9 protein-coding genes and 1 pseudogene are annotated in these 21,042 nt (G+C 47.8%); 1 reads left to right on the forward strand and 9 read right to left on the reverse strand.

Features of this window, described 5'->3' with window-relative positions:
• Positions 1 to 169 precede the first annotated feature (169 nt).
• Positions 170 to 2,248 (reverse strand): polysaccharide biosynthesis protein, encoded by a 2,079-nt coding sequence (locus ACR6Z4_RS00340; RefSeq protein ID WP_479715215.1) that lies wholly within the window; start codon positions 2,246 to 2,248, stop codon positions 170 to 172.
• Between the two features lie 624 nt (positions 2,249 to 2,872).
• The gene (locus tag ACR6Z4_RS00345; protein WP_479715216.1) at positions 2,873 to 4,048 is read right to left on the reverse strand and encodes a response regulator; all 1,176 of its coding nucleotides are present in this window, start codon (positions 4,046 to 4,048) and stop codon (positions 2,873 to 2,875) included.
• Between the two features lie 670 nt (positions 4,049 to 4,718).
• On the opposite strand from ACR6Z4_RS00345, the pseudogene ACR6Z4_RS00350 reads away from it, so the two are divergent.
• Positions 4,719 to 4,874: pseudogene (locus tag ACR6Z4_RS00350) on the forward strand (HetP family heterocyst commitment protein); the annotation flags it as partial.
• A gap of 560 nt (positions 4,875 to 5,434) precedes the next feature.
• Here the strand turns inward: ACR6Z4_RS00350 and ACR6Z4_RS00355 are convergent.
• The 7 genes from ACR6Z4_RS00355 to ACR6Z4_RS00385 form a co-directional block, all read right to left on the reverse strand.
• The gene (locus ACR6Z4_RS00355) at positions 5,435 to 10,417 is read right to left on the reverse strand and encodes a PAS domain S-box protein (RefSeq protein ID WP_479715217.1); all 4,983 of its coding nucleotides are present in this window, start codon (positions 10,415 to 10,417) and stop codon (positions 5,435 to 5,437) included.
• Positions 10,418 to 11,305: 888 nt separating this feature from the next.
• The gene (locus tag ACR6Z4_RS00360) at positions 11,306 to 13,027 is read right to left on the reverse strand and encodes an NB-ARC domain-containing protein (RefSeq protein ID WP_479715218.1); all 1,722 of its coding nucleotides are present in this window, start codon (positions 13,025 to 13,027) and stop codon (positions 11,306 to 11,308) included.
• 84 nt (positions 13,028 to 13,111) lie between these two features.
• On the reverse strand, positions 13,112 to 13,690 hold the full coding sequence (locus ACR6Z4_RS00365) for a DsbA family protein (protein WP_479715219.1): 579 nt from the start codon (positions 13,688 to 13,690) through the stop codon (positions 13,112 to 13,114).
• A 394-nt stretch (positions 13,691 to 14,084) separates the two neighbouring features.
• Positions 14,085 to 14,714, reverse strand: a complete 630-nt coding sequence (locus tag ACR6Z4_RS00370) for a response regulator (protein ID WP_479715220.1) — start codon at positions 14,712 to 14,714, stop codon at positions 14,085 to 14,087.
• 5 nt (positions 14,715 to 14,719) lie between these two features.
• Positions 14,720 to 16,981, reverse strand: a complete 2,262-nt coding sequence (locus ACR6Z4_RS00375; RefSeq protein WP_479715221.1) for a CHASE2 domain-containing protein — start codon at positions 16,979 to 16,981, stop codon at positions 14,720 to 14,722.
• 192 nt (positions 16,982 to 17,173) lie between these two features.
• Entirely contained in the window at positions 17,174 to 17,965 is a 792-nt protein-coding gene (locus ACR6Z4_RS00380; protein WP_479715222.1) for a DUF928 domain-containing protein, read from the reverse strand.
• A gap of 7 nt (positions 17,966 to 17,972) precedes the next feature.
• Entirely contained in the window at positions 17,973 to 20,747 is a 2,775-nt protein-coding gene (locus tag ACR6Z4_RS00385) for a CHAT domain-containing protein (RefSeq protein ID WP_479715223.1), read from the reverse strand.
• Positions 20,748 to 21,042 lie beyond the last annotated feature (295 nt).

A 21,042-nucleotide genomic window follows, 5' to 3' on the forward strand; every position in this document is an offset into this window, starting at 1 on the left:
GGGGCTACGCCCCCAGCCAGGGGTTCCACCCCTGCGCCCCGTTCAACCAGCCTCTCGGCTGCTATACAATTCCTCATGTGTTCATTAGAGTAACGAAGGACGTTGGTATTGAACTGCCATTTTGCCAACCTTGATAGGTGATGAATGGGGTCAGCCAGAGTCCGTGATCTCAAATCCGAACGCTGGTTTCATAAGCAGGCTCAGATTGATGGGTATCGTTCTGAGCAAGAGGGTCTGCTTTACCATTGCCATTCGCATTCCCTTTGCCATGGGTAGGGGCATGGCCATTGGGAGTAGCGATCGCCCCATTCATGTGAGTTGCCATTCCCTGCGACGTCACTAAATGATGAGGGGTATAACCGGGAACCAGTTGCTCTAGCAAAAAGGCAATTAAACTCGAATCATTTTGCAAAGCTGCCTGAGTCAATGTATTAAAGAGATGGTCGAGATGGTGGGGAATAATCCGACTGGCATTGGCGACGACAAACAGTTTTTTATGGTCAGTTGGCTCATATTTTTCTCCAGGAATAAATAACTCTTCATACAATTTTTCTCCGGGGCGCAATCCTGTAAAGACGATATCGATCTGTTTGCCAACTTCATAGCCTGAAAGATGAATCAATTCTTTCGCTAAATCAACAATCTTCACGGGCTGACCCATGTCGAGCATCATCACCTCGCCACCCTGACTCACCACAGCCGCTTGCAAGACCAATTGCACTGCTTCTGGAATGGTCATAAAGTATCGACAAATATCAGGATGAGTTACGGTCACGGGGCCGCCTTCGGCAATTTGCCGTTTAAAGGTCGGGATCACACTTCCTCTACTGCCCAAGACATTGCCAAAGCGAACGACCACATAGCGTTTACCACTTTTTTGAGCGGCACGCAAAACCAGCATTTCCGCGACTCGTTTGCTGGCACCCATAATATTGGTGGGGTTAACGGCTTTGTCGGTGGAGACCATGACAAAGTTTTCGACGTTATACTTCAGGGCGAGATCCACCAAATTTTTGGTACCCATGACGTTATTGGTAATGGCTTCAGGTGCATTCAATTCCATCATAGGGACGTGCTTATGGGCAGCAGCATGGAAAATAACATGGGGTTTAAATTGCTTGAATACAAATTCCAGTCGAGACAGGGTGCGTACATCTGCAATACAGGCAAATATTTGAGGTAACGGGTTAACGTCTTCGCCTTCTTCACGCAGCACTTGCAGTACTTTTTCAAGTTCCTGCTGAATATGAAAGATTGAATTCTCGCCATGACCGACCAGCACCATGATGGCGGGACCACACTTTAAAATCTGGCGGCAAAGCTCACTCCCGATTGATCCTCCGGCTCCTGTAATCAAAACTCGTTTATCGCAGAGGAAATTGGACACTTGCTGAATATCCATTTGAATCGGATCGCGGCGCAGCAAGTCTTTGATTTCAACCTCACGAATTTTATCAACCGTAACTCGTCCACTGAGAATTTCATCAATTCCAGGCAGGGTACTGGTTGGCACACCTACGTGTTGACAGATGTCTAATACTTCCCGGATGACGTGCCCCGGAGCGGTTGGCATTGCAATAATCACTCGGCGTATGTGCAGCGATCGCACTAATTCAGGGATTTTATTGCGATCGCCAAATACAGGTAATCGACGAATGCGGAGATTGTGTTTGGCGGGGTTGTCATCTACAAAGCCAATGGGACGAAATCCTAAAGAAGGAGTGCGTTGCATTTCGTGAACTAAAGCCACTCCAGCACTACCTGCCCCAACAATCAGAACGCGATCGCGACGATGAAATCGGCGGTGACGATGGGTTAAGCGATCGACCAGACGCGCACTAAATCGTGAAATCCCAATCAACAAACAGCTAAGAATGCCATCCAGTAAGGGTAGCGATCGCGGTAAGAGATCAAAGTGAGAGTTTGGCGACACGTAAAAAGCTGTGAATAAAGCGGTTTGGATAACAATAGACGCGCTTCCTACCAGGACGATCTGTTGTAATTCATCAATGCTGGCATATTGCCAACAACGTTGATAGCCTCCTGATAACCCCAACAAACTCAGTTTGACAACTAAAAATAAAAGCACTGCCCATATTAGACCTGGAAGGTAGTGATTGAAATCAATCGTTCCATCTAATCGAAGAAGCAACGCCAAGACTGGGGTTAGCAAAAAAATCGTGATATCGATGGCAAAGTAGTGAGAATTTTTGAGTTTGATCAAGCGATCGCGTAAAATAGGCAGCATGAGTTCTCGCTCCTTCAAGAGCCACTAAACAGATCATCAAAAAAGCATGGATGCAAGTTCGCTACATCTAAAGCATCGTGATGGCGTGCCGTAGGCGTTGCCCACGACACCCAATAGAAATTGCGTCAGTCTTAAAAATCCGATTGATTACCAGAACAGCTTCAATGTCCTAATTCATTGACCTTGTTCTGGTTATTTAGCCCATCATTTTAGTTGCGTGCCGTGCGGCGCACGCCGCACGGCTAAAAAACTAACTATCTCCAAGCGTAAAGCGCTGTGAGGATGAATTTGAATGGGAAACCGTTGGGCTTATATGCAAATTCATTTTGCTCTTCAGGATGCTGAAAATTGAATCTCTCTAATCGGGCTTTGCTTGAATTGAGTATCACGGTGGGGACAGTATTCCGGGATTTGCGAGCCAATAATATCCCATTCATAGGATGTGTTAGGCGCTAGCCGTAACGCACCGCAAGTATTGGATGGTCACGCAAGTCTCTGATTGCAAAAAATCAAACCAAAGGGGGGAAAAGGAGTGAATGACAGACTCCGTATTTCTACAGACCAACATATTTTGATTTATGTTTAATTTGTTGCCAAAATGCCTGGTCTTACAAAATTTCAGCCTCAAGACAAAGGAAAATCGAGCAACCGCTGGGTTACACGGGTCACTAATTCAGGACCAACAATGGGATCGCTGATAAAATCATCTGCGCCTGCTGCAAAGATTTGATTCACTCGCTCCCGATCTTTACGATCAATCAAAAATAAAATAGGTAGCCGTTGCCAGTGTGGGTCATTGCGAACGGCTTGGCACAATGCCACACTTCTATCCTCAAGTCTCTCACTATCTAAAATCAGGATATTGGGGATGCAATCGTTCAGCGTTTCCCAAAATTGATCGGGATTAGATAAACAAATAATATGTAAGGCTTTTGGTTCTAGTAATTGTTTTATCTGCGTCGCTATATGGGTATTGTCTGTCACTAACAGGACTGTTGTCTGAGGAGTCGGTTGAGGTAATGAATTAACTCCGGCGGGTTGATTGGCTGCTATTGTTTGATCTGGGCTATGATTGACGTCTGCCGCTGGGTGTTGTGTTTGAGCCGAAGCGCTAAGCATCAAATTTTCGAGGGGCTTCAAGCGATACCCCACTCGATAAATTGTCTCAATAAAATCGTTAGGGGCACCTTCTTTTCTTAACTTTTGTCGTAATCCTTTAATGTGAACTCGAACCGTTTCCTCACCAGGATTTTCTATGGATGTCCAGGCGTGTTCTAAAATAGCTCGGGAACTTAAAATTCTCTGACTATTGCGCAAAAATAATTCTAAAAGAGCATATTCTTTAGGGGTCAACGCCAGCGCATGAGCATTATAGGTGACCTCACGGCTGCTGGGGTTGAGTCGTAGAGCGCCCCATTCCATAATTGGCTGAGCTACAACCCCGCCTCGACGTAAGAGGGCTTGTACGCGCGCCATTAGCTCTTCAGGATCAAACGGTTTGACGACATAATCATCTGCACCAATATTCAGTGCGATCGCTTTTTGATGCGTACTACTTTGCCCGGTTAATAGCAACACCGGCATCTGATAGCCTTGAGTCCGTAGTTTATGGCAGAGACTGATGCCGTCCAGCCCTGGTAGTAGCACATCGAGCAAAATCAAGTCATATTCAAACGATTCAATCATCTGCAACGCAGATTCGCCATCGGTTGATAGGTCAATGGCATAATTGTTGCCATTGAATAACAACTCCAGGGTTTTTGCAACCAAAATGTCGTCTTCTACAATAAGAATTCTCATAAGAAGCCTCTCCACTAGAACTCTTCATTCAGAAGTCTGTGAAAGGTCAGTGATGAGTACTCAATTTAATTGTCTGCCAAATAAGCATTGATCTTTGATAAGAATTATCTAGTGAAACTACGGTTGAGTTAAGAAACTTTGAGTGCTTTCTTACCTTCACAGTTTTTTTACAACTGCCCTTTAGTATGAACATAAATTAATGATGCCGAATTTTGATACGAATTTGACCGTAAATCCTTTGGGTTTATATTCAAACTTATCGCAATTCTTAATGGCGTGAAGTGTACGGTATTCTGTGAGAGCCGTGCGGAGTGCGGTTCTCACACAATAGCCGTAATCTATCCCAGTGCGAAGCGCTACATACCCAAATTCAGCAACACCTCATCTGTTTGTGAATGCTTGTTGGAGAAAGTGGATAGCGAATCGACTTCATCATTTAATGATCAGGTTTAATCATCAAAATTTGTTTTTCAAATAATAATAGCCAGGATGGTATGCGCCGCGCCGCGCCGCATATCATCTGCCATAAATCTTCTGATTTGGTGCTAGCCATAGCAATGTTTTATGGCGTTTAAAGCCGCTCATCCATCACTATTTTGAAGAAGAGGATAATAGCGTGAATCCATCTAAAATCAGTTCGACATATTCTCATAATGATACTGGACGAGTGATGACGACTGAGGAGTTTGACCAAGTGATTGAAGCGATCGCGTTAGGCAGATATTCTTGGGCGTGTGTGTTGATTCTCCGCATTGCTGGCTATAATCCTCTTCATTACCTTCCCTACCGAACGTATCGACGATTGATTAAAGAAAATGCTCAGGTTAATCTCACAGGTTCTCGGCATCCCGTTGCTCATGAATCTGTTGAACGATTGCACTCTTACTAAAATAAAGTTCGCTGAGAAATGACACATCACCTATAACGGTGTGTAAGTGTGTTACAGCGCTTCTCGCTTGGATATGTTTAGATTTTTTGTTGTGTGCCGCGCTCCGCGCGGCACACAACAAAAATCTGTAGCTTAAGCAATTGAAAATGGCTGTAAGTCCAAAAACAGTGTTGTGAGGCGCTCCGCGCCTCACAACACTGTATTGAATCAACCTGCACAGCGCTATATACAGCGTTTCTCAAGGGCGTAACGTACAGGTTGCGTGGGATCTGTGTGGAGTGAGGCTCTTCCACAGCAACCGTCATCTATCCAGACGCCAAGCACAGTAGTCCTTAGTCTCCTCACTCAAGAATTTAAGGCGCAAAAGTGCGTGATACTGATTTAAACAGATTGCACAGCAGATCAATTTTCTGTAGGGGCGCATCGCGATGCGCCCCTACGGTATCTGGTGCAATCGCTAATTAAATTAGTATGATATGAAACTATCGCGATACGCATCAAGTCTTACCGTCGGGCGTCTCTGATTGTGTTGTTTCTGATCGGGTTAAAGCAATCAGTTGTTTAAAGCTATAGTTTTGGGCGAGTTGGCGTAATCTGTCTGCTAAAGTGACCTGATCTGCTGGAATTTGCTCAATCAGTTCTTCGACTCTACCGTCATCACACAGTTGAGCCGCTTGACGAAGAGCGGTAATCCATTCAGGTGGCATGACTAATAAATCAGCAGGCTTGAGTGGAGCTAACGTGTACTGTCTTGGGTGAGCTGAGGCAGGTGTTGGGTCGGTCGTGCAAATATACTTCAAGTCTAAATGCTCTGCCATCTTGCTCAATAATACTTCTTCTCGAAATGGCTTACTGAGATAATCGTTGCAGCCTGAAGCCAGGGCAAGGTTGCGATCGCTTCTAGAGGCTTGAGCCGTGAGAGCAATGATGATAGGCGTATGACCCTCTGGAGTCGCTCGAATTTGCTGAGTGGCTTCATAGCCATTGAGTAGGGGCATTCGTATATCCATATAAATCAGATGAGGTTGCCACTGTAGCCATTGGGCTACGGCTTCTTGTCCGTTTGCTGCTTCTCGAACTTGCAAGCCAATTTGGGTTAATAATTTGACCAATAATTTGCGATTTTCAGCCTGGTCGTCTGCGACGAGAATGCGATAGTGTGTTTGATGAGGTGCTAGCCCAATCACCTGACATTCTGAAATAGTCATGAGGGCATCGGCAGCCTGAGCCAGATGAACCAGCACTGTGAAGCTAAAGGTACTGCCTTGCCCCAGCGTACTTTGGACGGTGATATCTCCACCCATCATTTGCACAAATTTGCGGCTGATGGTTAGCCCTAAACCCGTGCCATCGGGCGAAATTTTTCCGGCTTCCGTTTGCGCAAAGGCACTAAAGATGGTGTCTAACTCTGCCGGGTTAATCCCCACTCCCGTATCAGCTACTTCAAAATGAAGGGTGAGTTGTGATTGCAGGAGTGAAGCTTGCGGGTGTTTCTCGATCGTACATGTGGTATCACCGATTGCGCTGGCTCGCAGGGTTATTGTGCCTTGTTGAGTGAATTTGATGGCATTGCCCAGCAAATTGATTAAGATCTGCCGTAGTTTATTGGCATCAACCGTCACGTAAGCAGGTAAATTAGCATCGAGTTCAAGACGTAGCTGTAATCCTTTGGTTTCAGCAGGTTGACGGAGCATTTGCTCTAGCGATCGCAATAAAGCAATCAAATCAACCTTACTTTCGTCTAACGTGAGATGTCCGGCTTCAATCTTGGATAAATCTAAAACATCATTAATTAAATTAAGTAAATGATCGCCACTGCGCCGAATAATCTGCAAATTTTCTTGTTGCTCTGGCGTTAATGTTGGATCTCGGTGCATGACTTGAGCGAAGCCCAAAATGACATTCAATGGCGTCCGTAGTTCATGGCTCATATTTGCTAAAAAGATACTCTTAGCTTTATTGGCAGCTTCTGCTGCTTCTTTTGCCTGTTTTAAGGCTTGCTCTGCCTGTTTGAGTTCGGTAACATCGGTTGTTGCCCCGACGATTCCTGTGACCTGTCCGTGGACATCAATCAAAGGATTAATCACCGTTTGATACCAACCCTTGATCCCCGTTGCCGTCACAATAGATTCTGAAAGCTTTGTTTGGGTTTGCCGAGTTTGCATCACCTGTTGATTGGTGGTTAGAAATTCTTGTAATTGTTCTATGGAAAAATTAGAATTAAAGTCGAGTTCTCGCTTGCCAACCATCTCTTCAACCGTGGCTCCATGAACCGCTGCACCCGCTTGATTGACAATTAAAAATCGTCCTTCTTTGTCTTTAACAAAGATGATATTGGGAACCACATCAATGACCTGACGCAAGAATGCTTGCTGCGCTTTTTGTTCGACTTCTGCCCGTTTGCGATCGGTAATATCAGCGGCAATTCCATAGGCATACAGGGGTTGATTGACCTGGTTTTGGACGACGGCTCCGGTTGAGAGGATCCACCGTACGGTTTCGTCGGGTTGGTTAATGCGAAATTCAGCATAAAATTCGCCTGCTGTTTGACTTGCGCGCTCAAATTCTGCCCGTACCCACTGGCGATCGTCAGGATGGATTTGAGCCTGCCACTCTTCACAGGTTTGATGGGTTTGATCTGTCTCCAGTCCATAGATATTGTTCATATCACTTTGAAACAGTTCATCTGTGACGAAGTTATACTCCCAGGTGCCAAATTTGGCGGCTTTGAGTGCCAGACGCAGTCTCGTTTCGCTGTGGCGCAATAACTCTTCAGCGCGTTCGCGTTCTTGTAAAATGCGCACATAGTCGCTGATATCACGGGCGATCGCCAGGATGGATGTTACAGAGCCATCGTGCGCAAATTCAGGAACAATACGCGTAGCGTAATAGGCAATGCCGTTAGCGGTTGTAATTTCAAATTCCAGCTTTTGTTCTTGTCCTGTTGCGAATGCGGTATGAATTTTGGTTTGCCAGAGTTGGACTAATGAGTCTGGGGCACCAAATTCTGCAATGGTTTTGTGGATAAATGCGGTTGCTGGAATGCCGGAATGACGTTCGACGGTGGGGTTGATGTAAAGGTAACGGCAATCGTAGTCCAGCCGCATAATGATATCAGGCGCATTTTCCACCAGTGCCCGAAACTCTTGTTCACGGTGTTGCAATTCGGCTTTGGCGCGTTCCCGCTCTCGTAAAGCTGCCTGGCGATCGCTGATATCACTAAAGGTACAAATCACCTGCTGCACTACACCCTTTTCATCCAGCCGAGGTTCGGCATTCACCAGAAGCCAGACCCGGTCGTTGAGTCTAGGGCGATAGACTCCCATGATGACATTCCGAACAGATTTACCTGTTGCGATCGCCTGGGGCACGGGATGATCGTCATTGGCAAAGGGTGAACCATCCTCATGGATGATATTCCAGTCTGGATCAAACGATGTTTTGCCGAGGCATTGGGCTTCGGTTAGACCCAGTAAATCCAATGCTTTGGAATTGCTGAGCAGAATATCTGCTCGGGTTCCCTGAACCACGACGCCGACCTGTAAATCTTCAATCAGAGTTCGAAACCGAATTTCACTGTTTCGTAATGCTTGCTCGGTGCGTTTGCGATCGGTGATGTCACGCACTACGATCAGGACTTCATTGGCTTGTAGGGCTACGATGCGAGCTTCTTCATAATAGTGTTGACCGTCTATCGTTAATTGGTATTCATGGAACTGAACTTCGTGGGTTTTTAATGCTTCTTCTGCGCAACGGAGCCGTTCACGGACAACATCTGCGGGCAAAATATCGGCAACATTGCTACCGATAAATGCTGTTTCAGTGCCAACAAAATGAACACAGCCTGGATTAATCAGTTCTAATTGAATACCATCACTACTCATGCGCATGAGTAGGTCGGGGATTGCCTGAATCATGGCACGTTTGGTCAGTTCACTTTGGCGCAGTTTCTCTTCGGCTTGTTTGCGCTCCGTGATATCTCTGGCCGTTGCATAGATATGATGTCCCTGGGGAACCGATCGCCATTCTAACCAGCGGTAAGACCCATCTTGATGACGATAGCGATTGACAAAACTCAGGATTGGCTGCTGTTGAGACAGTTGAGCCATTGCCTTGAGGGTAGACTCTAAATCATCTGGATGCACAAAATTGATAAAGTACTCACCTTCTAATTCCTCCAACCTGTATCCCAATGCCCGCTCCCACTCTGGATTCAGCCGCAGAAAATACCCTTCTAAAGTGGCAATGCAGAGTAGATCGATTGTACTTGAGAAAAAGCCTTCCAGTTCTTCCGTTTTCTGTTGTAAAGCGGCTTCGATTTGCTTTAGAGCTGTAATGTCATTCGCAACACCCAACACATATCGTGTTTGACCATCGGATGAGACTAATGGCTTCTTGGTCGATTGAAAGTACCGGATCGCTCCGGATGCTGTAGTGACATTTTCTTCAAGATTCAGTAACGGTTGTAAGGTTTGCATGACCTGGCGATCGGCTTGCAGATATTGTTCAACTTCAGTGGGGTTAAGACTGAAATCAGCATCTGTTTTGCCTATCAATGTTTCGGTGGTGGTGTTATAGATTTCAGCTAGCGCTCGATTTGCCAGGGTATATCTCCCATCCCAATCTTTGACAAAAATAAGGTTTGGGTTACTATCAATCACCTGCCGTAAAAATTGTTGTTGTTCTTGAAGTTCTGCTTCTGCTTGCTTGCGATTGGAGATATCGCGCAGATAGGCTGTAAAAATCTTTTCGCCAGCAATTTCTAGTTTAGAAATGGATGCCTCGGCTGGAAATTCTGTTCCGTCTTTGCGACGACCAAAAATTTCACTGCGTTCTCCCATGCGTCGGGTGTCACCGTTATCGTCTTTAAAGTTGGTAATGCACTGATGGTGAAAGACGGCAAACCGTTCGGGCAGAAGTAAACTAAGGGGCTGTCCTAATACTTCTGCTGCCTTATAGCCAAATACTTTCTCGGCGGCTCGATTAAATAAGGTAATGTGTTGATGGGTATCGATGGAGATAATGGCATCACTGGCGATATCCAGAATGCCTGAAAATCGAGCTTGAGACAGGTGTAGCTTTTCGTTGAGCTGTTGCAGTTCAGTTGCACTGGGCAGCGCCAGAATTTTGGGAATAGTCGGTATGAGTTCGAGCGCAGTAAATACCGAAATCAATGCCGTTATTGCCTTCATGCCACCAGAAAGCCAGTAGGTCGGGTGCCAGAGTGTCCAAATCTCTAAGACGTGGGTTGTGCCACAGGAAATAATAAAGGCTGCAAATAGCAAAAATAACCACTTGAACGGTAAATCTTTGCGCTGGCAAACAAAATAGAAAAGGGCGATGGGGATCGAGTAGTAGGCAAGGGCAATCAGGGCATCGGCAGTAACGTGAAGCCCGACCAATCCTGTTTTCCAGAGATAACAGTGTCCATGTGGTACAAAGGACCCAACGCTAAAAATAGTTTTGAAGGCATCTAACATACGCTTAGCGATCGCAAGAAACGTGTTCGACTTTGGTCATCGTCATCTATCAACCTGAGCTACCGATGGAGCCTAAGGGGGTTAATGCTGGCTCAATCCCGTCCCATCGGGGGCATACCCCATCTGTAGACTTTGCTGTTTAAATGGCGCTTTATGGAGCACCCGCAGATACCCGGAGGCATGAGTCTGCGATTGAGTTGATGGATAGACTTGGTATAACACCTACACGGTGACTGATCCAGTATTCCCAGACTCAAAAGATTATCCGAAGAATAAATATTCCATGCCCAAAGGGCATGGAATATTCACTAAAAAACTGAGAACCCTGTGCATCCACACAGCGGATGGCACAGGGTTCTCAGATTAAGTTAATTAGCGATCGCACCAGATACCGCAGGGGCGCATTGCCATGCGCCCTTACAGACGATTGAAGTTAATTAGCGATCGCACCAGATACCGCAGGGGCGCATCGCCATGCGCCCTTACAGACGATTGAAGTTAATTAGCGATCGCACCAGATACCGCAGGGGCGCATCGCCATGCGCCCTTACAGACGATTGAAGTTAATTAGCGATCGCAACAGATACCGCAGGGGCGCATCGCCATGCGCCCTTACAGACGATTGAGGTTAGAACCGGGTGTCTTTGCCGAAAGCGCCCTGCATTTTCACAATCAGCGACGCTACTTACAGCGCTTCGCGCCTGGATCTGTTGAGATTTTTTGTTGTGTGCCGCGCTCCGCGCGGCACACAACAAAAAATCTGTAGCTTATGCAATTGAAAATTGCTGTAGGATCGTGGATTTAATAAACCCGAAGATTTATGTTTGTCAGCGCGGCTCCGCCGCGCTGACAAACATAAACGTCCGGGTTTTAATTAATTTGTGATCCTTAGAGATGAGTCAGCAAACAAAGCAGGTTGCAATGGGTATATCCCGATGGCAAGGACGGTTGTTGCTGCTGATCTAATAACCGTTGCAACTGTTGCTGAACGCTTTGAGATTTATTGGTCTCACTGAGGAGGCATTCTACGATGGGTTGCAGAATCAGTTTTTTTTGCTTTCGTTTAATGCGATCGCATTCGTCTGCATCAAATAAACGATGGGTTTTTAACAGATTAACTTGCTGGTGCTCGATCTCATGACAGACCTGGCAAATCAATCGCTCTAACACATACTTCATGACAATGGGCTGCAAGCTAAACAGAGTCATGCTGTACTCAATGGCAGTAGGCGGAGTCGGTTCAATTAAAGACCGCCGCAATAAAGACCGCAAGGCTCCCGGCAATTCTCGTTTGGAGACAGCACTGACTAAATCAGCTCTCAAATCATTGAGTGCGACGGGTCTGTGATGAATCGCCAACCATATCATGACCTCCTGTTCTACGGGCGACAGGCGATCGAATTGACGATCTAACACATCGCGAATGTCATTGAGCGTGCACAAGTCTTGCTCAACATCCTTTAACACGTCTGCAATTCTGCCATTGAAAAGTTCTTGAGTGGTTGCCGCAACCAGCTTCAAGGCTAAAGGATTGCCCCCATAATATGCAATCAGGGTTTTCCACTCGGCGTCTGAGCCAATAAATTGTCCTTTTTGCTGAAACAACTCTCGACCGGCAATTGGATTGAGTGCGCCCAGTTGTAAAGAACGAACCGGAAGCTTTTCTCCTTCCAGCAACGTAATTTGTCGATGCTTTTCACGGCTGGTCAAAATGACACAACTTTGATGCTGAATTGCTCCAATATATTGAAACAATTGAGCATAGCTTTCATAGCCGACGCGACACCGACCACTTTGATCGCCACTGGCAAGGATGGGTTCGATGTTGTCTAGAATCAACAGACAGCGTGACGTACGTAAGCAGTCCATCAGCTTCGCAATCTTTCGATCTAAATTACTGGGGAGTTGCACGTCGTCTTCTGGCATTTGCAACAAAAATGGCAAAATGCTGTCCAGCAGTTCGTCTAAGGAAGGGGCATTTTGCAGCGATCGCCACACAACCCTTTCAAAGGTTTGTTCGATTTGCAATGCCAATTTGACAGCCAGGGCACTTTTTCCAATTCCACCCATGCCCAGCACGGCAACCAGACGGCACCGTTCTGCCAAAATCCATTGCTGTAGGGTTGCCAGCTCTGTTTCACGTCCACAGAGCAAGGAGACATCTACGGCTTCACCCCAGTCGTGTTGCGAATTTTTCGGTTGAGTCTCCAGCCCGTTAAGGGGCGAACTGGGGCGAGTGTAGTCGCTTTTAGTCAGTTCTAAGCCAAAGGATTGAAACACCATTTGCAGCGACGATCGATCGACGGCTTCTAATCGACCTAATACTTTCGAAATTGTGTTCAACGATAATTCGGTTCGTTCACTCAATTCCTCTAGAGTGAAGCGATCGCCAGCATTTTCTTGAAACTCGGCTTGAGATTTTGCCGCCTGGAGTTTATTCCATCCGGGTAGTGTCAATAGCACGCCCCGTTCACGGCTACGAGGAGTGACATGACGGGGATGCTTGGGTTGGGGCTGTTCAGACTTGAGTGAACGGGAGAGGCTCTCAGTTTTAGGCTTCTGGAGAGATATAGAGGATGGTGATGGCAGTTTCAACGCAGTATTAGTCATTGGTTTTCCTCTTCCCAAGAGCAATTAATAGGTAGTTGAGTCGGTCGGTCTCTGGAGGGGGGCAGGCAGGAGGCGTTGCCTGGGTTAGGATTCAGCTTCGATAATGGCTAGCAATAATGGCTCAAGTTCTAACGCGTCTCTATAACGAACGCCATTCATAAATAGGGCTGGAGTGTGGGTAACCCCGCTGTTTTTGCCACTCGTTAGATCGTCATGGATGCGATCGCTATGCACACCTCTAGCCACATCTCGCAGAAATTGAGCCATATCAAGCCCTAAATTATTGGCATATTCCGCCAGATACCCATCTCCCAGTTCTTGCTGATGCTCTAATAAGGCTTCGTGCATTTGCCAAAATTGCCCCTGTGCCCCGGCGGCTTCTGATGCGGCAGCTGCTTTTTGAGCTTGAGGATGGATGTGGGGTTGAGGAAAATGGCGGAATATAAAGCATAAATGGTTTTCCTCAGAAACGCGGGTACGGATTTGGGATTGAAGGATTTTGATGATGGCGTGCAGTTCTTTACATCGAAGGCATGGGTAATCTCCATATTCGACCAGTACGACTCGGGCATCTAGCGAGCCTTGGCGGTGATCTCGTTCAGACGGGGGTACTGCAAGTAGATGGCGATCGCCCGGTGTGTTAGCAAGAATAGTCTGGCTCATTCTAAACCTCTGAAGAAAAGGGCATTCGCTGTGTAAAACAGACGGTAAACTCTCTTCCCTTCAACTCTGTAATCGTTTGTATGACCTTAAATTTAAGAGACTGGCTCTTATTTGTCGTCCATTTAAGGTCTATATCTGGAGTAGCCCAATGACTAATCGAGGGGTGATCTAAAGTACAATTTTTTTCAATCTTAAGTTCACATATAGCGCTTCGCAGGTTGATTCAGTACGGTATTGTGGGGCGCTCTGCGCCCCACAATACCGTTTCTGTGCTTAACGAACTTGCACAGCGCTATATAGCGCTGTGCGGGTTGATTCAGTACCGTGTTGTGGGGCGCAGAGCGCCCCACAACACGGGTGCTAACTGCTCATCAATGCAGCCTCATATGGCTGATTACAGGCTAGCAATGCCGCGCTTGAGCGCAATAATCGTGGCTTGAGTGCGATCTCTGGCTTCTAATTTGCTTAAAATCCGATTGACATTCGATTTAACTGTACTTTCGGTAATCATCAAAGCAGCCCCAATTTCCACATTACTCATGCCCTGTGCTACCAACTGAAGCACTTCTAACTCGCGATCGGTTAATTCGGGATTGGTCATGCGCTGGGCTAACTTTGCGCCAACGTGAGCCGGAATATATTGTTTACCGCTATGCAAGGTGCGGATCGCCGTGCGCAATTCATTAGGTTTACAGTCTTTCAGTAAGTACCCCTTTGCCCCTGCCCGCAAACCTCGATAAATATCTTCATCGCCATCATACGTCGTCAACACCATGATGCGAGCCGTGTTAAATTCTGCACAAATAGCAGTAATGGCTTCCACGCCTTCCATTTGGGGCATTCGTAAGTCCATTAAGGTGACATCGGGTTGCTCCTGGCGGAATAGCTGGATCGCTTCCTTACCGTTTTTGGCTTGACCAATGACCGTCATGTCCGATTCAGATTCAATGATGGCGGCTAACCCCTGTTGTACGATCGCATGATCATCCACAATAAGCACTCGAATCATGGTTGGTTGGCTCATGGCTGTTACTCCCGATTCACGATCACGATGATTTCTGTGCCTTGATTGGGTTGGCTTTGGATGATGAGTTCACCTCCCATTTGTTCTACTCGTTCACTCATCCCCAACAACCCAAATCCTTTTCCTGGATAAATTTGATCGACCTCAAATCCCTGTCCATTGTCTTTCACGCGCAATAGACACTGCGTTTCTTCATACACTAACTCAACCTGAATTGTAGTAGCGCGTGCGTATTTTACAGCATTCGTTAAGGCTTCTTGACCAATGCGTAATAAGTGATTTTCTACGTCGGGCGATAATGCGTAACTGGTACCTATGATCTGGCATGTCAGATGCGTACTGGTAGACGTGCTCATTTGCGTGGTCAAGTGTTTCAGGGCACTGTATAAATCTCCTTGTTCTAACAGTTTGGGACGTAAAGCTGTCACCGATCGCCGTGCCTCTGCCAGGCCTGTGCGGGCTAATTCATCGACAGTTTCCATATGGACTTGGGCAGTGGCTGGTTTTTGAATGACTAGTTCGGTTGCGGCTCCAACATGCAACAAAATCCCTGTAAACGCTTGCGCTAAGGTGTCATGGATTTCTCGTGCCATGCGGTTTCGTTCTTCGAGAATCGATGCGGCTTCTGCCCGTTTGCGATCGCCAATATCTTGCCCGATGCCGACAAATAGATGATTGGCCAACTGCACATTTGCCCAAGAGGTATTGACCAGGCGATCGTCTTTCGTCTTGATTCTCAAATCTAACCAGTTGCCGGTTGCCGTTAGCATGTGGTTGAGAATTTGCTGCCGCTGGTCGGCATCCAGACAACATTCAGCGATCAGGTCTATATGATGAAAATCTTTGGTTGACCATCCCAGAATATGTTCGAGCTGACGATTGCCAAATTCAACACGTCCCTCAGCATTGTAAAGCGTGATCATCACCGGAATGTGATCAACAATGGTTTGTAGCAGTTGTTTTTGCTGGCTCAGCGTCTCTTCTGCCTGCTTTCGTTCTACGATTTCTTGTTCTAGTTTTAGGGTCCGCTCTTCTACCTTATCTTCCAGGGTGCGGGCATATTCCTTGAGGTTATCCCACAGCAAATAGCCGTTACTGGCGATCGCAGACCCCACTAAAGCCAGGAGTGGCGGAACAATAATCAGCCACCAGCCGATGAGAAACAGCCCGTAGGCACTGCCCACCAAAATAATGCCTAATATCATCACTTTCAGTGAGGTTTGTCGGGGTGATAGAGATGTCCAGCCGATGTAGGCTCCCAAAGTTGACCAGGCGATAATCCACATCCACTCAAATGGCTCTGCCCAGGCTTGCAACAGCGGACGACCTTGCAATGCCGCGCTCAGGACTTGGCTGGCGAGTAGGGCATGAACTTCTACCCCTGCGGGTGCGGCAATAGAGCTCGTGGTATAGGACGTAAAAAATCGATCTTCGATGCTTTCTGCCGTAACCCCAATGATGACAATGCGATCGCGCATCAGATCGGGAGGTATTTGCCCCTGCAAGACTTCGGTTAGGGAGATGGTTGGAAAGCCGTTGTGGAATTTGGGAAAATTGGAGAGAATTTGATAGCCACCGGCATCTACTTTGGTGTACCCGCCATCATTGGGCTGCAAGGCAGTAAAGACAGCTTGCCCCAGGCGAAATTGGGTTTGTTGAGGGTTCAAAGGTTGGCGGACAATGCCTTCCTTTTCTAGATAGATAAAGGCTAATTTTGTCCCTAGCGTAAAGATCGATTGATTGTCTGGCGTTCGCAAATACAACAGACTGCGACGAATTCTGTTATCGGTATCTAGCAAAAGATCGCTGGCGCTGACTTGATGGCGCTGTTTTAATAGCGGGGGAGCCTGAATGACTTCTCCTTCAGAGGTTTCGATCACCTTCTCGACTCCAATTAAGTTAGGGGTTGAGGCGAAAACGGCATCTAACTCCTTATGCCCCGGTTCTACAGGTAGATCTCGAAACAAATCCAAACCAATCACCCGAGGCTGCTGTTGTTTGAGGACTGAAATAACGCGAGCCAGAACAGCGTCCGACATCGGCCACTGCCCTAGCTGATTGACATCTGATTCATCCACAGTAACTAGCACAATCCGAGGATCCATCGATTCGATGGGTCGGAAGCGAAACATCTGATCCAGGGTCACCAGTTCCATTAACTGGAGTGCCCCCAAAACCCGCAAAATCAGCAGCCCTCCAGCCACGCAGGGCACCGTAATCCAAACGCCACGCCATCGCCAAACTTGGTGTTTTAAGGTTGTCCACATAGGTTCAGGCGATCGCTTTGTACAGAATATAGCAAGTCTTATGGATGTGACGTATAAGGTGTTGCGTGAGAGCCGCGCGGCGCGCGGCTCTCACGCAACACCCGTCATCTATCCAGGCGCAAAGCGCTATAGAGAACGGTGGGGGTATCAGTGCTACTTGAAGTGTAGTGCTGATTCCCCGTTGCACGGGATCTATAGGTCTGAGGGAATGTCTATCATCGTATCCACTCCCCCGGATTGCAACAATGTTGTCCAGGTTGTGCTGAGGTTAGGGTCATCCGCTTGACTGCGGCGTAGCTCAACCAGGAGAGCAAGAGCATCATACCAAATGCCCTCTGCTTGATAAAGGGCGATACGCTCTGAAATGGGGGCTTGCTCAATTTGGCGGAGACGAGTTGGATCTAGTTCTGTGCGTTGTACGGTGCCTGTGACAAACAGGTCTTCAACGCGATCGCTCGGATTGCAAATGATAGCAAACGACCATATATATCGCTGATCCAGCTCCAACGGCATTACTTGATCGGGAAGGGTGATGCGAATCAGATTGGGGGTATGGGTGAGGGCAACGGTTGTGCGATATACTCCGTGACCTTCGCGATCGCTAAGACCAAATTCTGCATTCTCTGCACTGGTTTTGGGAACATAAACCAGAAATGTCGGATGGTCAGCCAGCGTTAACCCTGTTGTATTGGTTGGGCTGAGGGCAGTCAGAAACGGGGGACTGGGCGGTGTTTCGGCATCTTGCGGACAGGCAGCAAAATCTCGTCGGCCGCCAGCGGCTGAGCTACCCGGATTGGTTGGAGGGGGTGGTGGATCGCTTTGTTTGCGAGGTTGCAGTTGCTGCTTTGGCAGCAATGTGACAGGAGATTGAGCCATCCCAGACGGGGTGGCAGGTGGGGCAGCATGACCCGGTGCGATCGCCGGTTCCAATACCAGAACCAGGCTAATTGAGATAAGAGAGAGGAAGGAGTTGAGCGCAGGCATAGGCGTTTTATAACCAATTTCCTAGGAGAACAAACGGTGCCCAGTAGTAAGGCGAGGCATAATCATCCTGGTGCAACAGGGCGATCTGCGCCCGACGCAGGGCTTCTGCTTTGGTGACGCCAGGTTGACCTAATTCACGGTAAAACTCAATCATCAACGAGGCTGTAGAGCGATCGCTAACCGACCACAAGGAAGCCAGGGTGCTGCGTGCCCCCGATCGCACTGCCATTCCTGCCATTCCCAAGGCTGCCCGGCGATCGCCTGTTGCCGTCTGGCAGGCACTGAGAACCAGCAATTCGATCGGTCTGAGATTACCTTCCCGAGAGCGAAGCAGTTCATCCAACTGCTTAACGTTGATGCGTCCATCCCAGGTCAAAATAAAGGTATCATCCGCGTTTGAGCTAAACTGACCATGCGTTGCCAGATGCACAATAGATGAGGAATTAGAATCAATGTGTTGTTGAAAAGAACGATTGGTAAACGACTGATCCAACAGGACTTGGGATGAAATTTCTGCTTCAATTTGATCAATTTCAACGGCAACGTTGGGCAAGGGCAAAAAGCCTTCTCGTGCTTGCGTTAATCCGGCTAATAAACCCTGCATCCGCACCTGTTCAATCGGTTGGGGTTGCAGCAGTTGTAAGCCCGGAGTAAGGACAACGCTATAGCGTTCAATCAGATAGTGTTGCCCGTCGTGCAGTGCTGCCATGGGCAAACTCCGGAGCAAACCATCGGGCACAAACACGAGAGTTTTGACAGGACTGGCTGCCAATTCAGCTTCCATGGGGCGGACGAGCAGATCATAAACCTGTTGAGTCACGGGCAACCAATCTTCGACAAAAGCCGTTGGTCTGAGGGATTGACGCATTTGTGTCAGGATGCGCTCCACTTCTGACTGAGATAAACGCGTCTTGTAATAGCGCAAGGGTTGGTTGGGCAATGACAAGATCACCGCAAACTGATTGGGTAGAATGATGGGGTAAATTACAGCCGCTGTGGGATCAATCTGGTCAATTTCTACCGGACGAGCATTAATACAGGCTTCTCGAAAGAAGTTATCAAGTTCTGCCAATTGAAGCGCCTCAATCACCTGACGCGCCTGTTTGAGATTTTCCTCAGGGGGTGCATCTGTGTCAGATTGCAGCAGCAATTCTACAAACTGACGATAGACGGGTTCAACGCTCTCTCGAAAGGAAAATTGGACATCTTGATTAATCGCGACCAGATCACTGCGAAGAGACTGCAACGTTTTTACGGCTTCTGCATAAGCAGCGGTGGCTTGCTGTAAATCGTCAACCGGCGTGCAAGGGTGTTTATCTCGACACCAAATCCGTCCGAGTTGCCACTGCCATTGATAAGCAATATCCGGCGCATCTATAGATTGGGCCAAGATCAAGGCTTGTTGGGTCAGGGCTTGAGCGTTATCCCATTGATGGGTCGTTTCATACAGGCTGCCTAAGGTGCCAAGGGCATAGGATTCGGCACGCTGATCGCCCATGCGGCGAACATGTTGAATGGCGATCGCCAATTCCTGTGCTGACCGACTCATGAACTCCGAGGAGCCATTGTCTCCATTGCCTCTATCTTCTCCATTTGCCCCCTGGGTCATGCGGATCACACTCTGCGCCAGATTGATCCGAGCATACGTGGCTAACCGACTGGGTAGCAGATCGGCAAGTTGGGCTTGAATGTGCGGTACCAATTGGGTTGCCTCCGCAAGTCGATCGGCAGCAATTAACAAACTGAGTTGATGTAACTGAATTTGGGTCGTTGCCGTTGGTGAGGAAGCTGTGGTTGCCGCCCGTTGATAAAAAGCCAGGGCAGTATCTGTTTCTCCCTGAGCGCGAGTTGTATTGCCTAAACTGAGGAGAATGCCACTGATGTCTGCGGTGGACTGGGGGGTGCCATCCTGAAGGCTTTCAGCGATCGCCAAACTCTGTTCTAAAACAGTACGAGATTGCGCCAGATTGCCTACCAACCGCCATACCTTACCCAGATTTCGCAATACCGTTACCTTGAGATGCGAATCGGGTTGTGTTTGCAGCGACTGTTCGACCTGGGTCAAGAGAATGGTGGCTCGTCGATATAGCCCTTCTGCTTCTAATGCTCTGACTTGATTGATCTGACTCCCTAAGATGCCAATCGCATCATGAGTCGTGCGATAAGCAGATTCAGCGGCTTGCCAGGTTGTTAGTGCTTCTGCGGGTTGACCTTGATCGAGTTGCAGTTTTCCTTGACTGGTGAGCACCTGAGCCAGCACAGCCGTGCTTTCTAGATTTAAGCCGGAGTGTTGGGTGTTGAGCAAGGAAATCGATTGAGCGATCGCCTGGTTGGCAGATGTCCATTGCCCCAGGTCATTAAACGCGACGGCAAGAAAACTCAGGGTCAACGCTTGATTGAGGCGATCGCCAACTGATTCATATACAGGAATGGCTTGCTGCCAGAGTGCGATCGCGTCGGTGAGTTGTCCCGCTTGATAATAGGCTTCGGCTTGTTGGAGCAATTGCGGGAGGGCATCTGTTGCCGCAAACGGTTGGGAAATAGGTGCAATAGTGACGGGCTGCGGTTGAGGTTCTAGCGTTGGCAAATCAGGGGTTGCGGCGATCGCAATGGCAAGTCCACCATGCAGGCTGAGGGCAATTAAAAATCCAATCAGAGTATATTTAAAATATCGCAAGTATCTTTTCCACTCGACTTGGCGACCGCTACCTTGCACTATCGGCGAGTTGCGCTCAACTGGGGTTTGGTTAACACGATTGCCTCGATATGTCTCATCCATCATGCTTGTGCTGCTCCTGCCGGTGCTCCATCAGCGGATGCTGCCGCTTGTGATCTCTATAGCAGCCGAACGGCTGGTTAGGACGGGGGCGCGGGGGCTGTGCCCTCGGACAGGGGGTTCCATCCCTGCACCCCGTTCTAATGAACCATTCAATTACTGTAAACACGGATTTGGTATGAGTATGGTTATCGCAGGTTTCATCGCATAAGACCAGTCAAGATAAGAAACTTGATCGCAATTTATAGCCGCATCCCGTTGGGGAAGGATGGGAAGGGGATGTGAAATCCTGACGCAGAGA

The sequence above is a fragment of the Calyptranema fuscum S582 genome, from assembly GCF_055793305.1.